The sequence below is a fragment of the Streptomyces ziwulingensis genome (assembly GCF_039542605.1).
Taxonomy (GTDB): domain Bacteria; phylum Actinomycetota; class Actinomycetes; order Streptomycetales; family Streptomycetaceae; genus Streptomyces; species Streptomyces ziwulingensis.
Window position 1 is genome coordinate 34,191 of sequence record NZ_BAABIG010000041.1, and the last position, 18,118, is coordinate 52,308.

General features: G+C 72.8%; 11 protein-coding genes. 9 read left to right on the forward strand and 2 right to left on the reverse strand.

All coding sequences use genetic code 11. The features are described from left to right. Positions 1 to 40 precede the first annotated feature (40 nt). The 3 genes from smc (at position 41) to ftsY (ending at position 6,756) form a co-directional block, all read left to right on the forward strand. Positions 41 to 3,595, forward strand: a complete 3,555-nt coding sequence (gene smc, locus ABEB00_RS20635) for a chromosome segregation protein SMC (RefSeq protein WP_345621385.1) — start codon at positions 41 to 43, stop codon at positions 3,593 to 3,595. A 252-nt stretch (positions 3,596 to 3,847) separates the two neighbouring features. Then, positions 3,848 to 5,260, forward strand: a complete 1,413-nt coding sequence (locus ABEB00_RS20640) for a sugar porter family MFS transporter (protein ID WP_345621387.1) — start codon at positions 3,848 to 3,850, stop codon at positions 5,258 to 5,260. A 287-nt stretch (positions 5,261 to 5,547) separates the two neighbouring features. Next, positions 5,548 to 6,756: a signal recognition particle-docking protein FtsY gene (gene ftsY, locus ABEB00_RS20645; protein WP_345621388.1), complete on the forward strand. Its 1,209-nt coding sequence runs from the start codon at positions 5,548 to 5,550 to the stop codon at positions 6,754 to 6,756. A 116-nt stretch (positions 6,757 to 6,872) separates the two neighbouring features. On the opposite strand, the gene ABEB00_RS20650 is transcribed toward ftsY, so the two are convergent. Next, positions 6,873 to 7,553: a bifunctional DNA primase/polymerase gene (locus ABEB00_RS20650; protein ID WP_345621389.1), complete on the reverse strand. Its 681-nt coding sequence runs from the start codon at positions 7,551 to 7,553 to the stop codon at positions 6,873 to 6,875. Between the two features lie 442 nt (positions 7,554 to 7,995). Here ABEB00_RS20650 and nsdA point away from each other — a divergent pair, with 442 nt between their 5' ends. The 5 genes from nsdA (at position 7,996) to ffh (ending at position 15,625) form a co-directional block, all read left to right on the forward strand. After that, complete coding sequence (nsdA, locus tag ABEB00_RS20655) at positions 7,996 to 9,489, forward strand: transcriptional repressor NsdA (RefSeq protein ID WP_345621390.1); 1,494 nt, start codon at positions 7,996 to 7,998, stop codon at positions 9,487 to 9,489. 302 nt (positions 9,490 to 9,791) lie between these two features. Continuing rightward, a complete protein-coding gene (locus ABEB00_RS20660) occupies positions 9,792 to 11,144 on the forward strand; it encodes an ammonium transporter (protein WP_345621391.1) in 1,353 nt (450 codons plus the stop codon). Beyond that, on the forward strand, positions 11,141 to 11,479 hold the full coding sequence (locus tag ABEB00_RS20665; RefSeq protein ID WP_345621393.1) for a P-II family nitrogen regulator: 339 nt from the start codon (positions 11,141 to 11,143) through the stop codon (positions 11,477 to 11,479). The genes ABEB00_RS20660 and ABEB00_RS20665 overlap by 4 nt, the downstream gene beginning before the upstream one ends. 26 nt (positions 11,480 to 11,505) lie before the next feature. Beyond that, on the forward strand, positions 11,506 to 13,971 hold the full coding sequence (locus ABEB00_RS20670) for a [protein-PII] uridylyltransferase (protein WP_345621394.1): 2,466 nt from the start codon (positions 11,506 to 11,508) through the stop codon (positions 13,969 to 13,971). Positions 13,972 to 14,074: 103 nt separating this feature from the next. Continuing rightward, positions 14,075 to 15,625, forward strand: coding sequence for a signal recognition particle protein (gene ffh / locus ABEB00_RS20675; protein ID WP_345621395.1), 1,551 nt, complete (start codon positions 14,075 to 14,077; stop codon positions 15,623 to 15,625). 110 nt (positions 15,626 to 15,735) lie between these two features. On the opposite strand, the gene ABEB00_RS20680 is transcribed toward ffh, so the two are convergent. Continuing rightward, complete coding sequence (locus tag ABEB00_RS20680) at positions 15,736 to 16,593, reverse strand: class I SAM-dependent methyltransferase (RefSeq protein ID WP_345621396.1); 858 nt, start codon at positions 16,591 to 16,593, stop codon at positions 15,736 to 15,738. A gap of 769 nt (positions 16,594 to 17,362) precedes the next feature. Here ABEB00_RS20680 and ABEB00_RS20685 point away from each other — a divergent pair. Continuing rightward, positions 17,363 to 17,959: a hypothetical protein gene (locus ABEB00_RS20685; protein WP_345621397.1), complete on the forward strand. Its 597-nt coding sequence runs from the start codon at positions 17,363 to 17,365 to the stop codon at positions 17,957 to 17,959. The last annotated feature ends 159 nt before the right edge of the window (positions 17,960 to 18,118 follow it).

An 18,118-nucleotide genomic window follows, 5' to 3' on the forward strand; every position in this document is an offset into this window, starting at 1 on the left:
TCATGGAGTGAGACATCCCCGGCGGGTAGAGTCCGGCGGCGTGCACCTGAAGGCCCTCACCCTCCGCGGGTTCAAGTCGTTCGCCTCGGCGACCACCCTCCGGTTCGAGCCGGGCATCACCTGCGTCGTCGGTCCGAACGGCTCGGGCAAGTCCAATGTCGTGGACGCGCTGAGCTGGGTCATGGGCGAACAGGGCGCCAAGTCGCTGCGCGGCGGCAAGATGGAGGACGTGATCTTCGCCGGCACCACCGGCCGCCCGCCGCTCGGCCGGGCCGAGGTCTCCCTCACCATCGACAACTCCGACGGCGCGCTGCCCATCGAGTACGCCGAGGTCACCCTGACCCGGATCATGTTCCGCAACGGCGGCAGCGAGTACCAGATCAACGGCGACACCTGCCGGCTGCTGGACATCCAGGAACTCCTCTCCGACTCCGGCATCGGCCGCGAGATGCACGTCATCGTCGGCCAGGGCCAGCTCGACTCCGTCCTGCACGCCGACCCGATGGGCCGCCGCGCCTTCATCGAGGAGGCGGCCGGCGTCCTCAAGCACCGCAAGCGCAAGGAGAAGGCGCTGCGCAAACTCGACGCGATGCGGGCCAACCTCGCGCGGGTGCAGGACCTCACCGACGAACTGCGCAGACAGCTCAAGCCGCTGGGCCGCCAGGCCGCGGTGGCCCGCAGGGCCGCCGTCATCCAGGCCGACCTGCGCGACGCCCGCCTCAGACTCCTCGCCGACGACCTCGTACGACTGCGCCAGGCGCTGCGGGCCGAGGTCGCCGACGAGGCCGCCCTGAAGGAACGCAAGGAGGCCGCCGAGCGGGAACTCGGCAAGGCCCTGCGCAGCGAGGCGCTCTTGGAGGACGAGGTCCGCCGGCTCGTCCCGCGGCTGACCCTCGCCCAGCAGACCTGGTACGAACTGTCCCAGCTCGCCGAACGGGTGCGCGGCACCGTCTCGCTCGCCGACGCGCGGGTGACGAGCGCCACCTCGGCGCCCCCCGAGGAGCGGCGCGGCCGCGACCCGGAGGACCTGCAGCGCGAGGCCGCCCGCGTCCGCGAACAGGAGGCCGAACTGGCGACCGCCCTGGAGGCGGCCCGGTACGCCCTGGAGGACACCGTCGCCCACCGCGCCGAACTGGAACGCGAACTGGCCGACGAGGAACGCCGCCTGCGGGACGCCGCGCGGGCGCTCGCCGACCGCCGCGAGGGCCTCGCCCGGCTCAGCGGCCAGGTGGGCGCCGCCCGCTCGCGCGCCGCCGCCGCCCGGGCCGAGATCGAACGGCTGGCCACCGCCCGGGACGAGTCCGGGGAACGCGCCGCCGCGGCCCAGGAGGAGTACGAGACGCTCCAGGCCGAGGTCGACGGCCTCGACGCCGGGAACCGGGACGTCACCGCACAGCACGAGGCGGCCGGACGGCGGCTCGCCGAGGCCGAGGCCGCGCTCACCGCCGCCCGCGAGGCGGCCACCGCCGCCGAGCGCAGCCGCGCCGCGACCCGGGCCCGGCACGACGCGCTGGCCCTGGGCCTGCGCCGCAAGGACGGCACCGGCGCGCTCCTCGCCGCACGGGACGGTCTCTCCGGCCTGCTCGGACCGGCCGCCGGGCTGCTCACCGTGGTGCCCGGCCACGAGACCGCGCTCGCCGCCGCCTTCGGCGCCGCGGCCGACGCGCTCGCCGTGGCCTCCCCGTCCGCCGCCGCCGACGCCCTGCGCCTGCTGCGCAAGCAGGACGCCGGCCGGGCCGCGCTGCTGCTCGCCGGCGCCGCCGACGACGTCACCCCCGAGCCCCGCGGGGACGGGCCGCCGTACGCCGCCGACCTGGTGCGCGGGCCGGACGCGCTGATGCCCGCCGTACGGCGGCTGCTGCGCGGGATCGTCGTCGTCGCCACCCTTGAGGACGCCGAGGAGCTGGTCTACGCGCGGCCCGGGCTGACCGCCGTCACCGCCGAGGGCGACCTGCTGGGCGCGCACTTCGCGCAGGGCGGATCGGCGGGGGCGCCCAGCCTGATCGAGGTGCGGGCGTCCGTGGACGAGGCCGCCGCGGCGCTCGCCGAGCTGGACGTGCGGTGCGAGGAGCTGGCGGCGGCGCAGGACGCGGCCGGTGAGCGGCGCCGGGAGTGCGCCGCGCTCGTGGCGGAGCTGGGGGCGCGCGGCCGAGCCGCCGACCGGGAGCGGTCGGCCGTCGCCCAGCGGCTCGGGCGGCTCGCCGGGCAGGCGCGGGGCGCGGCCGGCGAGGCGGAGCGTTCCGCGGCCGCGGCGGCCCGGGCCGAGGAGGCGCTGGAGAGGGCGCTGACGGACGCCGAGGAACTCGCCGAGCGGCTCGCCGTCGCCGAGGAGACGCCCCTGGACGAGGAACCGGACCACGCCCGGCGCGACCGGCTCGCCGCCGACGGCGCCAACGCCCGGCAGACCGAGATGGAGGCCCGCCTCCAGGCCCGTACCCACGAGGAGCGGGTCAAGGGGCTGGCCGGACGGGCCGAGTCGCTGGACCGCGCCGCCCGCACCGAACGCGAGGCACGCGCGCGCGGCGAACAGCGGCGGGCCCGGCTGCGCCACGAGGCGGCCGTCGCCGGGGCCGTCGCCGCCGGAGCCCGCCGGTTGCTGGCGCACGTCGAGGTCTCGCTCACCCGCGCCGACCGGGAACGCGGCGCCGCCGAGGCGGCCAGGGCCCGGCGGGAACAGGAACTGGCCGCGGCGCGCACCGCGGGACGGGGCCTGAAGAGTGAACTGGACAAGCTGACTGATTCGGTCCACCGCGGCGAGGTACTCGGCGCCGAGAAGAGGCTGCGGATCGAGCAGCTGGAGGCCAAGGCGCTGGAGGAACTCGGTGTGGAACCGGAGGGACTCGTGGGTGAGTACGGCCCCCACCAGCTCGTGCCGCCCTCGCCCCCCGCCCAGGGTGAGGAACTCCCCGACGATCCGGACCACCCGCGCAACCGGCCCAGGCCCTTCGCGCGGGCCGAGCAGGAGAAGCGGCTGAAGGACGCCGAGCGCGCCTACCAGCAGCTCGGCAAGGTCAATCCGCTGGCGCTGGAGGAGTTCGCGGCGCTGGAGGAGCGGCATCAGTTCCTCGGCGAGCAGTTGGAGGACCTGAAGAAGACCCGTACCGACCTGCTCCAGGTGGTCAGGGAGGTCGACGAGCGCGTCGAGCAGGTCTTCACCGAGGCCTACCGGGACACCGCCCGCGAGTTCGAGGGCGTGTTCGGCCGCCTCTTCCCCGGCGGCGAGGGCCGGCTGGTGCTGACCGACCCCGGCCACATGCTCACCACCGGCATCGACGTGGAGGCCAGGCCGCCGGGCAAGAAGGTCAAGCGGCTGTCGCTGCTCTCCGGCGGGGAGCGGTCGCTGACCGCCGTGGCGCTGCTGGTGTCGATCTTCAAGGCGCGGCCCAGCCCGTTCTACGTCATGGACGAGGTGGAGGCGGCGCTCGACGACACCAACCTGCGACGGCTGATCCGGATCATGCAGGAGCTGCAGGAGGCGTCCCAGTTGATCGTGATAACGCACCAGAAGCGGACCATGGAGATCGCGGACGCCCTGTACGGCGTGTCCATGCAGGGCGACGGGGTCTCCAAGGTCATCAGCCAGCGCCTGCGGTAGTCCGTCCCGCACCTGCGGTTTCCTCGCGAGAACAACATCAAGGCTTCAAGTCTTGAACACTGTTGTTCCTCACTTCCCGCCGATTTTCTACCCGTACCGGCCCACAACGTCTGGAAGCTCACACCACTCGCCCTCTTGACTTCGAAACTTGAAGGCATAGTCTCTGCAACGTTGCTTTTACCTTCAGGTACCTCAGTCGGACCTCGAAGGCGATCCACCCCGGCGGCGTTGCCGGTGGCCCGAGGAGTACACGTGACCAGCACTGCGGCAAATTCAGGAGCCAGAACGGCTCATCCCGATCATCTCGGGCACGTCATCTTCATCGCGGCGGCGGCCGCGATGGGCGGCTTCCTCTTCGGCTACGACAGCTCCGTGATCAACGGCGCCGTCGAGGCCATCCGGGACCGTTACGACGTCGGCTCAGCGGTACTGGCCCAGGTCATCGCCATCGCGCTGATCGGCTGCGCCATCGGCGCCGCCACCGCCGGCCGCATCGCCGACCGCATCGGCCGTATCCGCTGCATGCAGATCTCCGCCGTCCTCTTCACCATCAGCGCCGTCGGCTCGGCCCTGCCCTTCGCGCTGTGGGACCTCGCCATCTGGCGCGTCGTCGGCGGCTTCGCCATCGGCATGGCCTCGGTGATCGGCCCGGCCTACATCGCCGAGGTCTCCCCGCCCGCCTACCGCGGCCGGCTCGGCTCCTTCCAGCAGGCCGCCATCGTCATCGGCATCGCCGTGTCGCAGCTCGTCAACTGGGGCCTGCTGAACGCCGCGGGCGGCGACCAGCGCGGCAAGCTGATGGGCCTGGAGGCCTGGCAGGTCATGCTCGGCGTCATGGTGGTCCCGGCCATCCTCTACGGGCTGCTGTCCTTCGCCATCCCCGAGTCCCCCCGCTTCCTGATCTCGGTCGGCAAGCACGAGCGCGCCCGCAAGATCCTCGAAGAGGTCGAGGGCGACAAGATCGACCTCGACGCCCGCGTCACCGAGATCGAGACCGGGATGCACCGCGAGGAGAAGTCCAGCTTCAAGGACCTGCTCGGCGGCCGCTTCTTCTTCCTGCCGATCGTCTGGATCGGTATCGGCCTCTCGGTCTTCCAGCAGTTCGTCGGCATCAACGTCGCGTTCTACTACTCCTCGACGCTGTGGCAGTCGGTCGGCGTCGACCCCTCGGAGTCGTTCTTCTACTCCTTCACGACGTCGATCATCAACATCGTCGGCACCGTGATCGCGATGATCTTCGTGGACCGCGTCGGGCGCAAGCCGCTCGCCCTCATCGGCTCGGTCGGCATGGTCGTCGGCCTGGCGCTGGAGGCCTGGGCCTTCTCCGCCCACCTGGTCGACGGCAAGCTCCCGGCCACCCAGGGCTGGGTCGCCCTGATCGCCGCCCACGTCTTCGTCCTCTTCTTCGCCCTGTCCTGGGGTGTCGTCGTCTGGGTCTTCCTCGGCGAGATGTTCCCGAACCGGCTCCGCGCCGCCGCCCTGGGCGTGGCCGCCTCCGCGCAGTGGATCGCCAACTGGGCCATCACCGCGAGCTTCCCGTCGCTGGCCGACTGGAACCTCTCCGGCACCTACGTGATCTACACGATCTTCGCCGCGCTCTCCATCCCGTTCGTCCTGAAGTTCGTCAAGGAGACGAAGGGCAAGGCGCTGGAGGAGATGGGCTGACCCCGCCCGCGCCCCCTCCCCTCACCGGGAGGCCCCCGAAAGCCCGGGGGGAGGAGCTCATCCCCCGCTGCCCCTCTCCCCGTGTCGTCCCGCCGCCCCCGTCCGGTCACCACCGGACGGGGGCGGCGGCGGTTCCGGCGCACCGGACGGGAGCGCCGGTACCGGCGAAACCGGACGGGTGGCGGTACCGCCGGTACCGGACGGGGTGGCGGTACCGGCGAAGAAAGACGGGACGGGAAGTCCTGAGCGGGCTGTGCGACGAGCCGATGACTGATACTGGACGGGTTATGGAAATCGTCATCCTTGCTGTAGTCATCGCCGTGGTCGTGATCGGCGCGATCGGCGGGCTGGTCGTCGGCAGCCGGCGCAAGAAGCCGCTGCCGAAGCCGCCCCCCGCCGCACCCGACCTCACCGCCCCTCCGGCCGAGCCGCACGTCGGCGACGACGCCGAGACGCCGCGCGACGAGCCGCGCCGGACGATAGAGGAGGTCGACCTCCCGGACGGCGGTACCGCCACCCTCGGGGAACCGCCCGTCGTCGACGAGCTGGAGATCCCCCGACTGGAGGTCCCCGAGCCCACCGCCGGCCGTCTGGTCCGGCTCCGTTCCCGCCTGTCCCGCTCGCAGAACGCCCTCGGCAAGGGGCTGCTCACGCTGCTGTCCCGTGAGCACCTCGACGAGGACACCTGGGAGGAGATCGAGGACACCCTGCTGACCGCCGACGTCGGGGTGCAGCCCACCCAGGTGCTGGTGGAGCGGCTCCGCGAGCGCGTCCGGGTGCTCGGCACCCGCACCCACGACGAACTGCGCGGACTGCTGCGCGAGGAGCTGATCGCCCTCCTCGACCCCGGGATGGACCGCGAGGTCAAGACCGAGCCCGCCCAGCGCAAGCCCGGCATCGTGATGGTCGTCGGCGTCAACGGCACCGGCAAGACCACCACCACCGGCAAGCTGGCCCGCGTCCTGGTGGCCGACGGCCGCAGCGTCGTCCTGGGCGCCGCCGACACCTTCCGCGCCGCCGCTGCGGACCAGCTCCAGACCTGGGCCGAGCGGGTCGGCGCCCACACCGTGCGCGGCCCGGAGGGCGGCGACCCGGCCTCCGTCGCCTTCGACGCGGTCAAGGAGGGCAAGGAGATCGGCGCGGACGTCGTCCTCATCGACACCGCCGGCCGCCTGCACACCAAGACCGGCCTCATGGACGAGCTGGGCAAGGTCAAGCGCGTCGTGGAGAAGCACGCCCCGCTGGACGAGGTGCTGCTCGTGCTCGACGCCACCACCGGTCAGAACGGACTGATCCAGGCCCGGGTCTTCGCCGAGGTCGTCGACATCACCGGCATCGTGCTCACCAAGCTGGACGGCACGGCCAAGGGCGGCATCGTGATCGCCGTCCAGCGTGAGCTGGGCGTACCGGTCAAGCTGATCGGTCTGGGCGAGGGCGCCGACGACCTGGCGCCGTTCGAGCCGGAGGCGTTCGTGGACGCGCTGATCGGTGACTGAGCCGATCGGTGACTGAACCGGTCCCGCCCGCACGCGCGGAAGCGCCCGCTCCCCTGGGGGACGGGCGCTTCCGGCGTTCCGGAACTCAGGAATCCTGTACGGCGACGGCCTCGGGCTCAGGCCCGCGACCGGTGCGCCACGTACGCCAGGGTGCCCAGGAGGAGCCGGGCCTGCGGCGGCTTCGTGGCCGAGTCCAGGGCCGGCGGGCGCAGCCAGCGCACCGGGCCGAGGCCGCCGCGGTCCGAGGGCGGGGCCGTGACGTGCGTGCCCGGACCGAGACCGCGCAGGTCCAGGGCGGACGGCGCGTCCCAGCCCATGCGGTACAGCAGCCGGGGCAGTTCGGCGGCGGTGCCCGCGGCGACGAGGAAGTGGGCGCGTCCCTGCGGGGTCACCGCGACCGGGCCGACCGGCACCCCCATGCGCTCCAGCCGGGTCAGCGCCCGGCGCCCGGCACACCCGGCCACCTCGATCACGTCGAAGGACCGGCCGACCGGCAGCATCACCGAGGCGCCCGGGAACCGGGCCCACGCCTCGCTCACCTCGTCCAGCGTCGACCCCGCGGGCACCTCCGGCGCGAAGTCCAGCGGGTGCGCGCCCGGCGCCGGGCAGTCGACACGTCCGCAGGAACAGACGCCCGACGCGGCCCGCGCCCCCGGCACCACGTCCCACCCCCACAGGCCGGTGAACTCGGCCACCGCGGTGCACGCCGACGAGCGACCGCGGCGGCGCGCGCCGGTCCTGAGATCGCGGATGCCGAGATCGCGGATGCCGCGACTGCCGCCGATCGTGAAGCCCATGCCCCCTCCAACGGGTCCGACGCACCGGTGGTCACGAAGCGGACCCGCTCCGTGACTCTCTGTTCCCCCTCCCCACTGCCGCGCGTTTCAGACGGCGCCTGGAAGCGCTGGGGGTGGTGCGGCAGGCAGTCCGCGCCCCGGCGTACATCGCCGCACCTCTTCGCGGGTGACCGGTGTCAAGTGAATCGCGACCCGGCCACCGTGCGTTCATTCGAAGGGGTGGCGAATGGTGGCGTTTGCGTGTCCGCCATGGCCGCACGGGTGATCATTCGGTTACTTTGTGTGAACAGAGCCCGGGGTGCACGCACCCGCGGGTATGCCGGAGGCAACTCGTCGTTCCGTTCGAAGGGTGTGAACCAGCGGACAGGCGGCCGTGCCCCCCGGCATGCTGATAGGGCTTGGCGCACTCGGCGACGGATGGTTCAGGGATGGGGGCGTTCCAGTGAGCGGCAACGGCGGTAGCGGGACGAGCGCCGGCAACCCGGCACACCCGGACAAGCGCCCCAACGAACTGCTCACCTCCTGGTTCGCCCGAAGCGGCTGGTCCAAGGGTGAACTGGCCCGCCAGGTCAACCGGCGCGCGCGCCAGTTGGGCGCCGGCCACATCTCCACCGACACCTCCCGGGTGCGGCGCTGGCTGGACGGCGAGAACCCGCGCGAGCCGATCCCCCGCATCCTGTCGGAGCTGTTCACCGAGCGCTTCGGCGCCGTCGTCCCGGTCGAGGACCTCGGTCTGCGCACCTCCCGCCCCGCACCGTCCGCCACCGGCGTCGACCTGCCCTGGACGGACCCGCAGACCGTGGCCCTGCTCAGCGAGTTCTCGCGCAGCGACCTGATGCTGGCGCGGCGCGGCTTCCTCGGCACCTCACTGGCCCTCTCCGCGGGCCCGTCCCTCATCGAACCCATGCAGCGCTGGCTCGTGCCCGCCCCCGCGGGCTCCTCGGCGGCGGCCGGGCCGGTGCCCGCCACGCGGGCCCGCGGCCGCCTCTCCCGGGCCGAGCTGGACCTGCTGGCGACCACCACCGTGATGTTCCGGCGGTGGGACGCCCAGTGCGGCGGCGGACTGCGCCGCAAGGCGGTCGTCGGCCAGTTGCACGAGGTGACCGACCTCCTCCAGGAACCCCAGCCGGACGCCACCCGCTCCCGGCTCTTCGGGGTCGCCGCCGAACTCGCCGAACTGGCCGGCTGGATGTCGTACGACGTCGGGCTCCAGCCCACCGCGCAGAAGTACTTCGTCCTCGCCCTGCACGCGGCCAAGGAGGCGGGCGACCGGCCGCTCGGCTCGTACATCCTCTCCAGCATGAGCCGCCAGATGATCCACCTGGGGCGGCCCGACGACGCGCTGGAACTGGTCCATCTCGCCCAGTACGGCAGCCGCGACTGCGCGAGCCCGCGCACCCAGGCCATGCTGTATGCGATGGAGGCCCGCGCCTACGCCAACATGGGCCGGCCGGGCCGGACCAAACGGGCCGTGCGGATGGCCGAGGACACCTTCGCCGAGGCCGCCGACTGGGACGAGCCGGACCCCGACTGGATCCGCTTCTTCTCCGAGGCCGAGCTGTACGGCGAGAACAGCCACTCCTTCCGCGACCTCGCCTACATGGCCGGCCGCAGCCCCGCCTACGCCTCACTGGCCGAGCCGCTGATGCGCCGGGCCGTGGAACTGTTCGCCGCCGAGGACGACTACCAGCGGTCGTACGCGCTGAACCTGGTCGGCATGGCCACCGTGCACCTGCTGCGGCGCGAGCCCGAGCAGAGCGCCGCCCTGCTGACCGAGGCCATGGCGAAGGCCAAGAAGGTCCGCTCCGAACGCGTCAACACCCGCATCCGCAAGACGGTCGACACAGCCGTACGCGACTTCGGCGACCAGACCGAGATCGTCGACCTCACCGCACGCCTCGCCATCGAACTCCCGGAGACCGCCGAGGCGGTCTGAGACCCACCGACCCCGGCCGCGGCCGGCCCTCCCGAACTGCCCGACTCGGCTCCCCCAGGCCAGGGCCACGGAGCGCCGCCGCGGCCGGCCCGCACAGGTTGCGCCACGATAACGATCGCTCGGGGCGAGAACAGGCAGTTCATCCACGCGTAACACGCACGGTGTCTTCGTCACGGCGGCGAAACAACGAGGGGCCTCCACCGAAACCGCGCTGCGCCAGTCTCTTGGCGCATAACCGGCCCACCCCTCATGCCGCACAGGCTTCGCCCGCACGGGGCCGTACCAACGACGAGGAGACGCCGATGGCACCAGCCATCACCCTTGCCGCAGAGGCGCCCACGCTCTCTGCCGCCAACACAGGGTTCATGCTCATCTGTTCCGCCCTGGTGATGCTCATGACCCCGGGTCTGGCCTTCTTCTACGGGGGCATGGTCCGGGTCAAGAGCACCCTGAACATGCTGATGATGAGCTTCATCAGCCTCGGCATCGTCACCGTCCTGTGGGTGCTGTACGGCTTCTCCATGGCGTTCGGCACGGACTCCGCGAGCCTCGTCGGCTGGAACTCCGACTGGCTGGGCCTGAGCAACATCGGCCTGACCGAACTCTGGGACGGCTACACGATCCCGGTCTTCGTCTTCCTCGTCTTCCAGCTCATGTTCGCGATCATCACGCCCGCCCTGATCAGCGGCGCCCTCGCGGACCGCGTGAAGTTCACCGCCTGGGCGCTGTTCATCGCCCTGTGGGTCACGATCGTCTACTTCCCGGTCGCCCACTGGGTCTGGGGCACCGGCGGCTGGGCCTTCGAACTCGGCGTGATCGACTTCGCCGGCGGCACGGCGGTGCACATCAACGCGGGTGCGGCGGCGCTCGGCGTGATCCTCGTCATCGGCAAGCGGGTCGGCTTCAAGAAGGACCCGATGCGCCCGCACAGCCTGCCGCTGGTCATGCTCGGCGCGGCCCTGCTGTGGTTCGGCTGGTTCGGCTTCAACGCCGGCTCCTGGCTCGGCAACGACGACGGCGTCGGCGCGCTGATGTTCGTCAACACCCAGGTCGCCACCGGCGCCGCCGTCCTCGGCTGGCTCGCCTACGAGAAGATCCGCCACGGCGCGTTCACCACCCTGGGCGCCGCCTCCGGCGCCGTCGCCGGCCTGGTCGCCATCACCCCCTCCGGCGGCGCGGTCTCCCCGCTCGGCGCCATCGCCATCGGCGTCATCGCCGGTGTGCTGTGCGCCATGGCGGTCGGCCTGAAGTACCGCTTCGGCTACGACGACTCGCTCGACGTCGTCGGCGTCCACCTGGTCGGCGGCATCCTCGGCTCCCTGCTCATCGGCTTCTTCGCCACCGGCAAGGGCCAGTCCGACGTGGCCGGCCTCTTCTACGGCGGCGGCCTGGACCAGTTCTGGAAGCAGTGCGCCGGCGTCTTCGGCGTCCTCGCCTACTCCCTGATCGTCTCCGCGATCCTCGCCTTCCTGCTGGACAAGACCATCGGCATGCGGGTATCCGAGGACGACGAGGTGGCCGGCATCGACCAGGCCGAGCACGCCGAGACCGCATACGACTTCAGCGGGGCAGGCGGCGGCGCAGCCCGGACCGCGGTCCCGGCAACCGCCCCCGGAGCCACCGCACAGGCCGCAAGCAAGAAGGTGGACGCATGAAGCTCATCACCGCCGTCGTGAAGCCGCACCGGCTCGACGAGATCAAGGAGGCCCTCCAGGCCTTCGGCATCCACGGACTCACCGTCACCGAGGCCAGCGGCTACGGCCGCCAGCGCGGCCACACCGAGGTCTACCGCGGCGCCGAGTACACCGTCGACCTGGTGCCCAAGATCCGCATCGAGGTGCTGGTCGAGGACGACGACGCCGAACAGCTCATCGAGGTCGTCGTCAAGGCGGCCCGTACCGGCAAGATCGGTGACGGCAAGGTCTGGTCGATCCCCGTCGACACGGCCGTCCGGGTCCGCACCGGTGAGCGCGGCCCGGACGCGCTCTGACACGACAGAGGAACAGGAGTCGCTGGGTGACGAGCACGGACGTGGCGAACGAAGCAGAGGACTCGGGACCCAGCGGCTACGCGGCGGCCCGGCTGCGCCTCCTCACCGAGGGGGCGCGGCCCGGGCCGCCGCGCCGTTCCGCCCTCTCCGCGCTGACGGACGACTGGCTCACCGGCCTCTTCGACGCCGGCGCCGCGGGGCAGGCCGGCGCCGCGGGGCTGCGGGGCGTCTCCCTCGTCGCGGTCGGCGGCTACGGACGCGGTGAGCTGTCCCCGCGCAGCGACCTCGACCTGCTCCTGCTGCACGACGGCCACGACGACAAGGCGGTCGCCGCCCTCGCCGACCGCCTCTGGTACCCGGTCTGGGACCTCGGCCTCGCCCTGGACCACTCGGTGCGCACCCCGGCCGAGGCCCGCCGGACCGCGGCGGAGGACCTCAAGGTCCACCTCGGGCTCCTCGACGCCCGCCACCTCGCCGGCGACCTCGGCCTCACCGCCGCCCTGCGCACCACCGTCCTCGCCGACTGGCGCAACCAGGCACCCAAGCGCCTCCCCGAACTCCAGGAACTGTGCGCCGAGCGCGCCGACCGCCAGGGCGAGCTGCAGTACCTGCTGGAACCCGACCTCAAGGAGGCCAGGGGCGGACTGCGCGACGCCACCGCGCTGCGCGCCGTCGCCGCCTCCTGGCTCGCCGACGCCCCCCGCGAGGGCCTCGCCGACGCCCGGCGCCGCCTGCTCGACGTACGCGACGCCCTCCACCTGGCCACCGGCCGCGCCACCGACCGGCTCGCCCTCCAGGAACAGGACCAGGTCGCCGCCGAACTGGGCCTGCTGGACGCCGACACCCTGCTCCGGCAGGTCTACGAGGCCGCCCGGCTCATCTCGTACGCCAGCGACGTCACCTGGCGCGAGGTGGGGCGCGTGCTGCGGTCGCGGTCGGTACGGCCCCGGCTGCGCGCCATGCTGGGCGGCGGCAAACCGGCGCCCGAACGGTCCCCGCTGGCCGAGGGCGTGGTCGAGCAGGACGGCGAGGTGGGCCTCGCCCGCGCCGCCCGGCCCGAACGCGACCCGGTGCTCCCGCTGCGCGCCGCCGCGGCCGCCGCGCAGGCCGGACTCCCGCTCTCGCTGCACGCCGTGCGCCGCCTCGCGGCCGCCGTGGCACCCCTGCCCACGCCCTGGCCCGCCGAGGCCCGCGAACAGCTCGTCACCCTGCTCGGCTCCGGCCGCCCCACCGTCGAGGTCTGGGAGGCGCTGGAGGCGGAACGGCTGGTCACCCGGCTGCTGCCCGACTGGGAACGGGTGCGCTGCCGGCCGCAGCGCAACGCCGTCCACGTCTGGACCGTCGACCGGCACCTCATCGAGACCGCCGTGCGCGCCGCCGGCTTCACCCGCCGGGTGCACCGGCCCGACCTGCTGCTGATCGCCGCGCTGCTGCACGACATCGGCAAGGGCTGGCCCGGCGACCACTCGGTGGCGGGCGAGATCATCGTCAAGGACGTCGCCGCCCGCATCGGCTTCGACCGCGCCGACGTCGCCGTACTCGCCACCCTCGTCCGGCACCACCTGCTGCTCGTCGAGACCGCCACCCGGCGCGACCTGGACGACCCCGCCACCGTGCGCGCGGTCGCCGAGGCCGTCGGCACGCAGAGCACCCTGGAACTGCTGCACGCCCTCACCGAGGCCGACGCGCTGGCCACCGGGCCCGCCGCCTGGTCCTCCTGGCGCGGTTCGCTCGTCGCCGACCTGGTCAGGCGGGTCGCGGCGGTGCTGTCCGGCGACCCCCCGGCGGACCCGGAGGCCGCCGTGCCCACCGCCGAGCAGGAACGGCTCGCCCTGGAGGCGTTCCGCACCGGCGGGCCGGTGCTGTCGCTGCGCGCGCAGACCGAGCCCGCGGCCGGCGAGGAGGCGTCCGGCGACCCCGAACCGCTCGGCGTCGAACTGCTGATCGCCGTCCCCGACCAGGCGGGGGTGCTCCCCGCGGTCGCCGGGCTGCTGGCCGTGCACCGCCTCACCGTCCGCACCGCCGAACTGCGCTCCCTGCCGCTGCCCGACGGCGTCGACGGTTCGGTACTGCTGCTGGACTGGCGGGTCGCCGCCGAGTACGGCTCGCTGCCGCAGGCCGCCCGGCTCCGCTCCGACCTGGTCCGGGCGCTGGACGGCACCCTCGACATCGCCGGCCGCCTCGCCGAACGGGACGCGGCCTATCCCAGACGCCGGGGGGTGGTCGCGCCCCCGCCGCGGGTGGCGGTCGCCGCCACCGCCTCCCACCTGGCCACGGTCATCGAGGTCCGGGCCCAGGACGCGCCGGGCCTGCTGTTCCGCATCGGCCGGGCGCTGGAGGAGGCGGGGGTACGGGTACGCAGCGCCCACGCCTCGACCCTCGGCTCCAACGCCGTCGACGCCTTCTACGTCACCGGGGCGACGGGCGCGCCGCTGCCGGACGGCGAGGCGGCCGCGGTGGCCCGGAAGCTGGAGGAGACGCTGCGGGGGTGAGCGGCCCCCGGCCCCGTCCGACGGGCGGGGACGAATTACTTGCCAGGGCGGATACCCTGGAGGGCAGCCCGAAACGCCCCCGACTCCGAGGACCGACGCCGCCGTGTTCGATACTCTCTCCGACCGCCTCTCAGCGACTTTCAAGAGCCTGCGTGGCAAGGGGCGGTTGTCCGAGGCGGACATCGACGCCACGGCCCGCGAAATCCGCATCGCGCTCCTCGAAGCCGATGTCGCCCTCCCCGTCGTGCGGACCTTCATCAAGAAGGTCAAGGAGAGGTCGCTCGGCGCGGAGGTCTCCAAGGCCCTCAACCCGGCCCAGCAGATCATCAAGGTCGTCAACGAGGAACTGGTCACCATCCTCGGCGGCGAGACCCGCCGGCTCCGCTTCGCCAAGCAGCCGCCCACCGTGATCATGCTGGCCGGTCTCCAGGGTGCCGGTAAGACCACCCTCGCGGGCAAGCTCGGCCGCTGGCTGAAGGAGCAGGGCCACTCCCCGCTCCTGGTCGCCTGCGACCTCCAGCGCCCCAACGCCGTCAACCAGCTCAGCGTCGTCGCCGAGCGGGCCGGCGTCGCCGTCTACGCCCCCGAGCCGGGCAACGGCGTCGGCGACCCGGTCAAGGTCGCCAAGGACTCCATCGAGTTCGCCAAGGCCAAGGTGCACGACCTGGTGATCGTGGACACCGCCGGCCGCCTCGGCATCGACGCCGAACTGATGCGGCAGGCCGCGGACATCCGCGACGCCGTCAGCCCCGACGAGATCCTCTTCGTCGTCGACGCGATGATCGGCCAGGACGCGGTCAACACCGCCGAGGCGTTCCGCGACGGCGTCGGCTTCGACGGTGTCGTCCTGTCCAAGCTCGACGGCGACGCCCGCGGCGGTGCCGCCCTGTCGATCGCCTCCGTGACCGGCAAGCCGATCATGTTCGCCTCCAACGGCGAGAAGCTGGAGGACTTCGACGCCTTCCACCCCGACCGGATGGCCTCCCGCATCCTCGACATGGGTGATCTGCTCACCCTGATCGAGCAGGCGGAGAAGACGTTCAGTCAGGAAGAGGCCGAGAAGATGGCCTCCAAGCTGGCGTCCAAGAAGGGCCAGGACTTCACCCTGGACGACTTCCTGGCCCAGATGGAGCAGGTCAGGAAGATGGGCAGCATCAGCAAGCTGCTCGGCATGCTGCCCGGCATGGGCCAGATCAAGGACCAGATCAACAACCTGGACGAGCGGGACGTCGACCGCACCGCCGCCATCATCAAGTCGATGACCCCCGGCGAGCGCCAGGAACCCACGATCATCAACGGCTCGCGCCGCGCCCGTATCGCCAAGGGCTCCGGTGTCGAGGTCAGCGCAGTGAAGAGCCTGGTCGAGCGGTTCTTCGAGGCCCGCAAGATGATGTCCCGGATGGCCCAGGGCGGCGGGATGCCCGGCATGCCCGGGGTGCCGGGCATGGGCGGCGGCCCCGGCCGGTCGAAGAAGCAGCCGAAGAAGGCCAAGGGCAAGCAGCGCTCCGGCAACCCGATGAAGCGCAAGCAGCAGGAGCAGGAGGACGCCGCCCGCCGCGCCGCCGCCGCGGAGAACGGCGGCGCCTTCGGCCTGCCCCAGCAGGGCGGCAAGGACTTCGAGCTGCCGGACGAGTTCAAGAAGTTCATGGGCTGACCCGCCCCGGCGGTACGTGACGGGGGGCGCCCTTCCTGCCGGGGGCGCCCCCTCGTCGTGCCGCGAGCTCCGGGCCGGCCGTCGTCAGGGTGCCTGGCCAGAGTGTCTCGTCAGGGTGTCCGGGCGATCAGATACCGGAAGACGTTCGGCATCCAGACCGTGCCGTCCGCCCTGCGGTGCCGGTGGAGCGCCTCGGTCAGCTCCTTGTCCACCTGGGCCTGGTCGGTCGCGGCGATCGCCGCGTCGAACAGGTCGGTGGAGAGCAGCCCGCGCACCGCGCTGTCGACGCTCGCGTAACCGAAGGGGCAGGCCACCCGTCCCGAGCCGTCCGGTTTCAGACCCGCCTCCTGGGCGACCTCCTCCAGGTCGTCGCGGAGCGCGGGACGCCAACTGCCCGGACTGCTCAGCGGGTCCGCCAGTTTGGTGGCCACCCGCAGCACCGAGGTCGTCGCGCACCGCTCGGGCGGGCCCCAGCCGGCCAGCACCACGGCGGCCCCGCGCTCGGCCAGCGGCGTCGCCGCCGCCAGCAGTTCGCCCAGCCCCGCCGAGTCGCCCGCCTGGCACCCGATCGGCTCGAAGGCCGTCACCAGGCCGAACCCCGGCAGCCGCGGGTCGCCCGCGTCCTCGGGGACGCCCTCGACGATCCGGGCGTCCGCACGCGCGGGCGCGTCCCACCTCCCGGGGAGCAGGCGGTCGCGCGCGAACGCCAGCCGTTCCGGCCGGCCGTCGTCCACGCCGGTGACCGCCGCTCCCCGGGCGGCCGCCATCAGCAGGGCCAGCCCGGAACCGCAGCCCAGGCCCAGCACCCGCGTACCGGAGCCCAGGCCGAGCCGCTCGTAGACGGTCTCGTAGAGCGGTACGAGCATCCGCTCCTGGATCTCGGACCAGTCACGCGCGCGTGCCCGCCGGTCCACGCGGGGCCTCGCCCCGGCGCGAGGCGGGTGCTGCCGCACGAGCGTAGGTGTCATAGGTAAGCGCCCCAATCGCCGAGTGTCGCCGCTGTGCCCGATGTCATGGCCCCCCGTGCGTCGCGCGTACTTCCCCCGTATGCCAGGAAACTCCGGGCGCGCCGCGCCGTCCAGTGGTAAAGGCGGACGGTTTGCCCGATCCCAGGCGAAGTGGCGAGATTTCACATCCCGGCAACCTGGCGCATATCGAGGAGGGCCGGGGGGTGCACGGGGATACGTGGCGGCGCGTGGCGGTGCGCCTCCGGGGCCGCCGCCGTCGCCGGCCCGGTGCGGCGGTGGCCTGAACGGGTCGCACGGTGATGACAGGGGGTCGCGGGTACGGCCGCGGCTCGCCTCCGCCCGGGAGACCGTCCGCGCGGTGACGGACGAGACGGCGTTCCGGCCAAGGTCCGCGAACCAGGCGTCCCACGAGGACGGGTCGGCGCCCCATGGCCTCGCCGCACCCGGTAGCCTCGCGTCGTCGCTCGTGCCGACCGGGAGACCACCGGGGGATGCCCGTGGGACACGTGAGGATGCCCTTGGGGCGCGAGGGCGGCCGAAACGTCTCTTGCGCCCGCGCGCACCCCGGCCGCACCGCCGACTGGACACGGCGTACGCGCCGACGCGTACGGCCGACTACGCACCACCTTGGTACGAGCTGTGCGGCTTCTGGGCAGATCGGCGCACCCTCCCTCGTCGGGGCGCATCAGCGGAAACTGACGGGTACGAGCAAAATATTTGGGATGCCCCGGAATAGGAACACAGGGGCACCCCGGCTCGTTCTCATTACGTGAGCACGACACCACCTGTTCTCGCCGCAGAGCTGGCGCAGGCGTGGGCCGATATTCAGCGGCACCACCCCGAGCTGCCCGATCTTGCCGCGCCCGAGTCCCTTATCGGAGAGTCGTCGTCCGCCTGCGGCCACGAACTCTCCTTCGAACGACTGCTGCATGAAGCAGTCCACGGCGTCGCCGCCGCCCGTGGCGTCCGCGACACATCCCGCGCCGGCCGGTACCACAACCGCAGATTCCTCGCGATCGCCGAGGAACTGGGCCTCGACCACCCCGAGGAGCCGCATCCCAGCAGCGGCTTCTCGCTGGTCACACTCACCCCCGAGGCGAAGCGCCGGTACCGCCCGACCATCGAGCGCCTCCAGCGCGCCCTCAAGGCGCACACCGCGGCGACCGCGACCGACTCCGCCCGCACCTTCCGCGGCCCGGCCGCCCGGCACGGTTCCTCCGGCGGCGGCGTGCGCGTGAAGGCGGTCTGCGACTGCGGCCGCAACGTGCGGGTCGTCCCGTCCGTCCTGGCCCAGGCGCCGATCGTCTGCGGCGGCTGCGGCAAGCCGTTCCGCATCCCGGAGGTGGTCGGCGCGGTGGCGAGCTGAGGCGGCCGGCTGCTCGTGGCAGCCGTGACCCGGCACCCTGCGCACACCCCGCGGCCGGAAGCGGTCCGCGGGGTGTGGCACAATGGCTAGCTGTACTCGACAGCCGCATAGGACCCCTCTCTTCCTCCGGCTGACGCGTCCGTCGGGCACTCGGGTACC

Coding starts and splice junctions, on each gene's coding strand:
- ftsY (WP_345621388.1), top strand. CDS start 5,548: ATGGAAATCGTCATCCTTGCTGTAGTCATCGCCGTGGTCGTGATCGGC.
- ABEB00_RS20650 (WP_345621389.1), bottom strand. CDS start 7,553: ATGGGCTTCACGATCGGCGGCAGTCGCGGCATCCGCGATCTCGGCATC.
- ABEB00_RS20660 (WP_345621391.1), top strand. CDS start 9,792: ATGGCACCAGCCATCACCCTTGCCGCAGAGGCGCCCACGCTCTCTGCC.
- ABEB00_RS20665 (WP_345621393.1), top strand. CDS start 11,141: ATGAAGCTCATCACCGCCGTCGTGAAGCCGCACCGGCTCGACGAGATC.
- ABEB00_RS20680 (WP_345621396.1), bottom strand. CDS start 16,593: ATGACACCTACGCTCGTGCGGCAGCACCCGCCTCGCGCCGGGGCGAGG.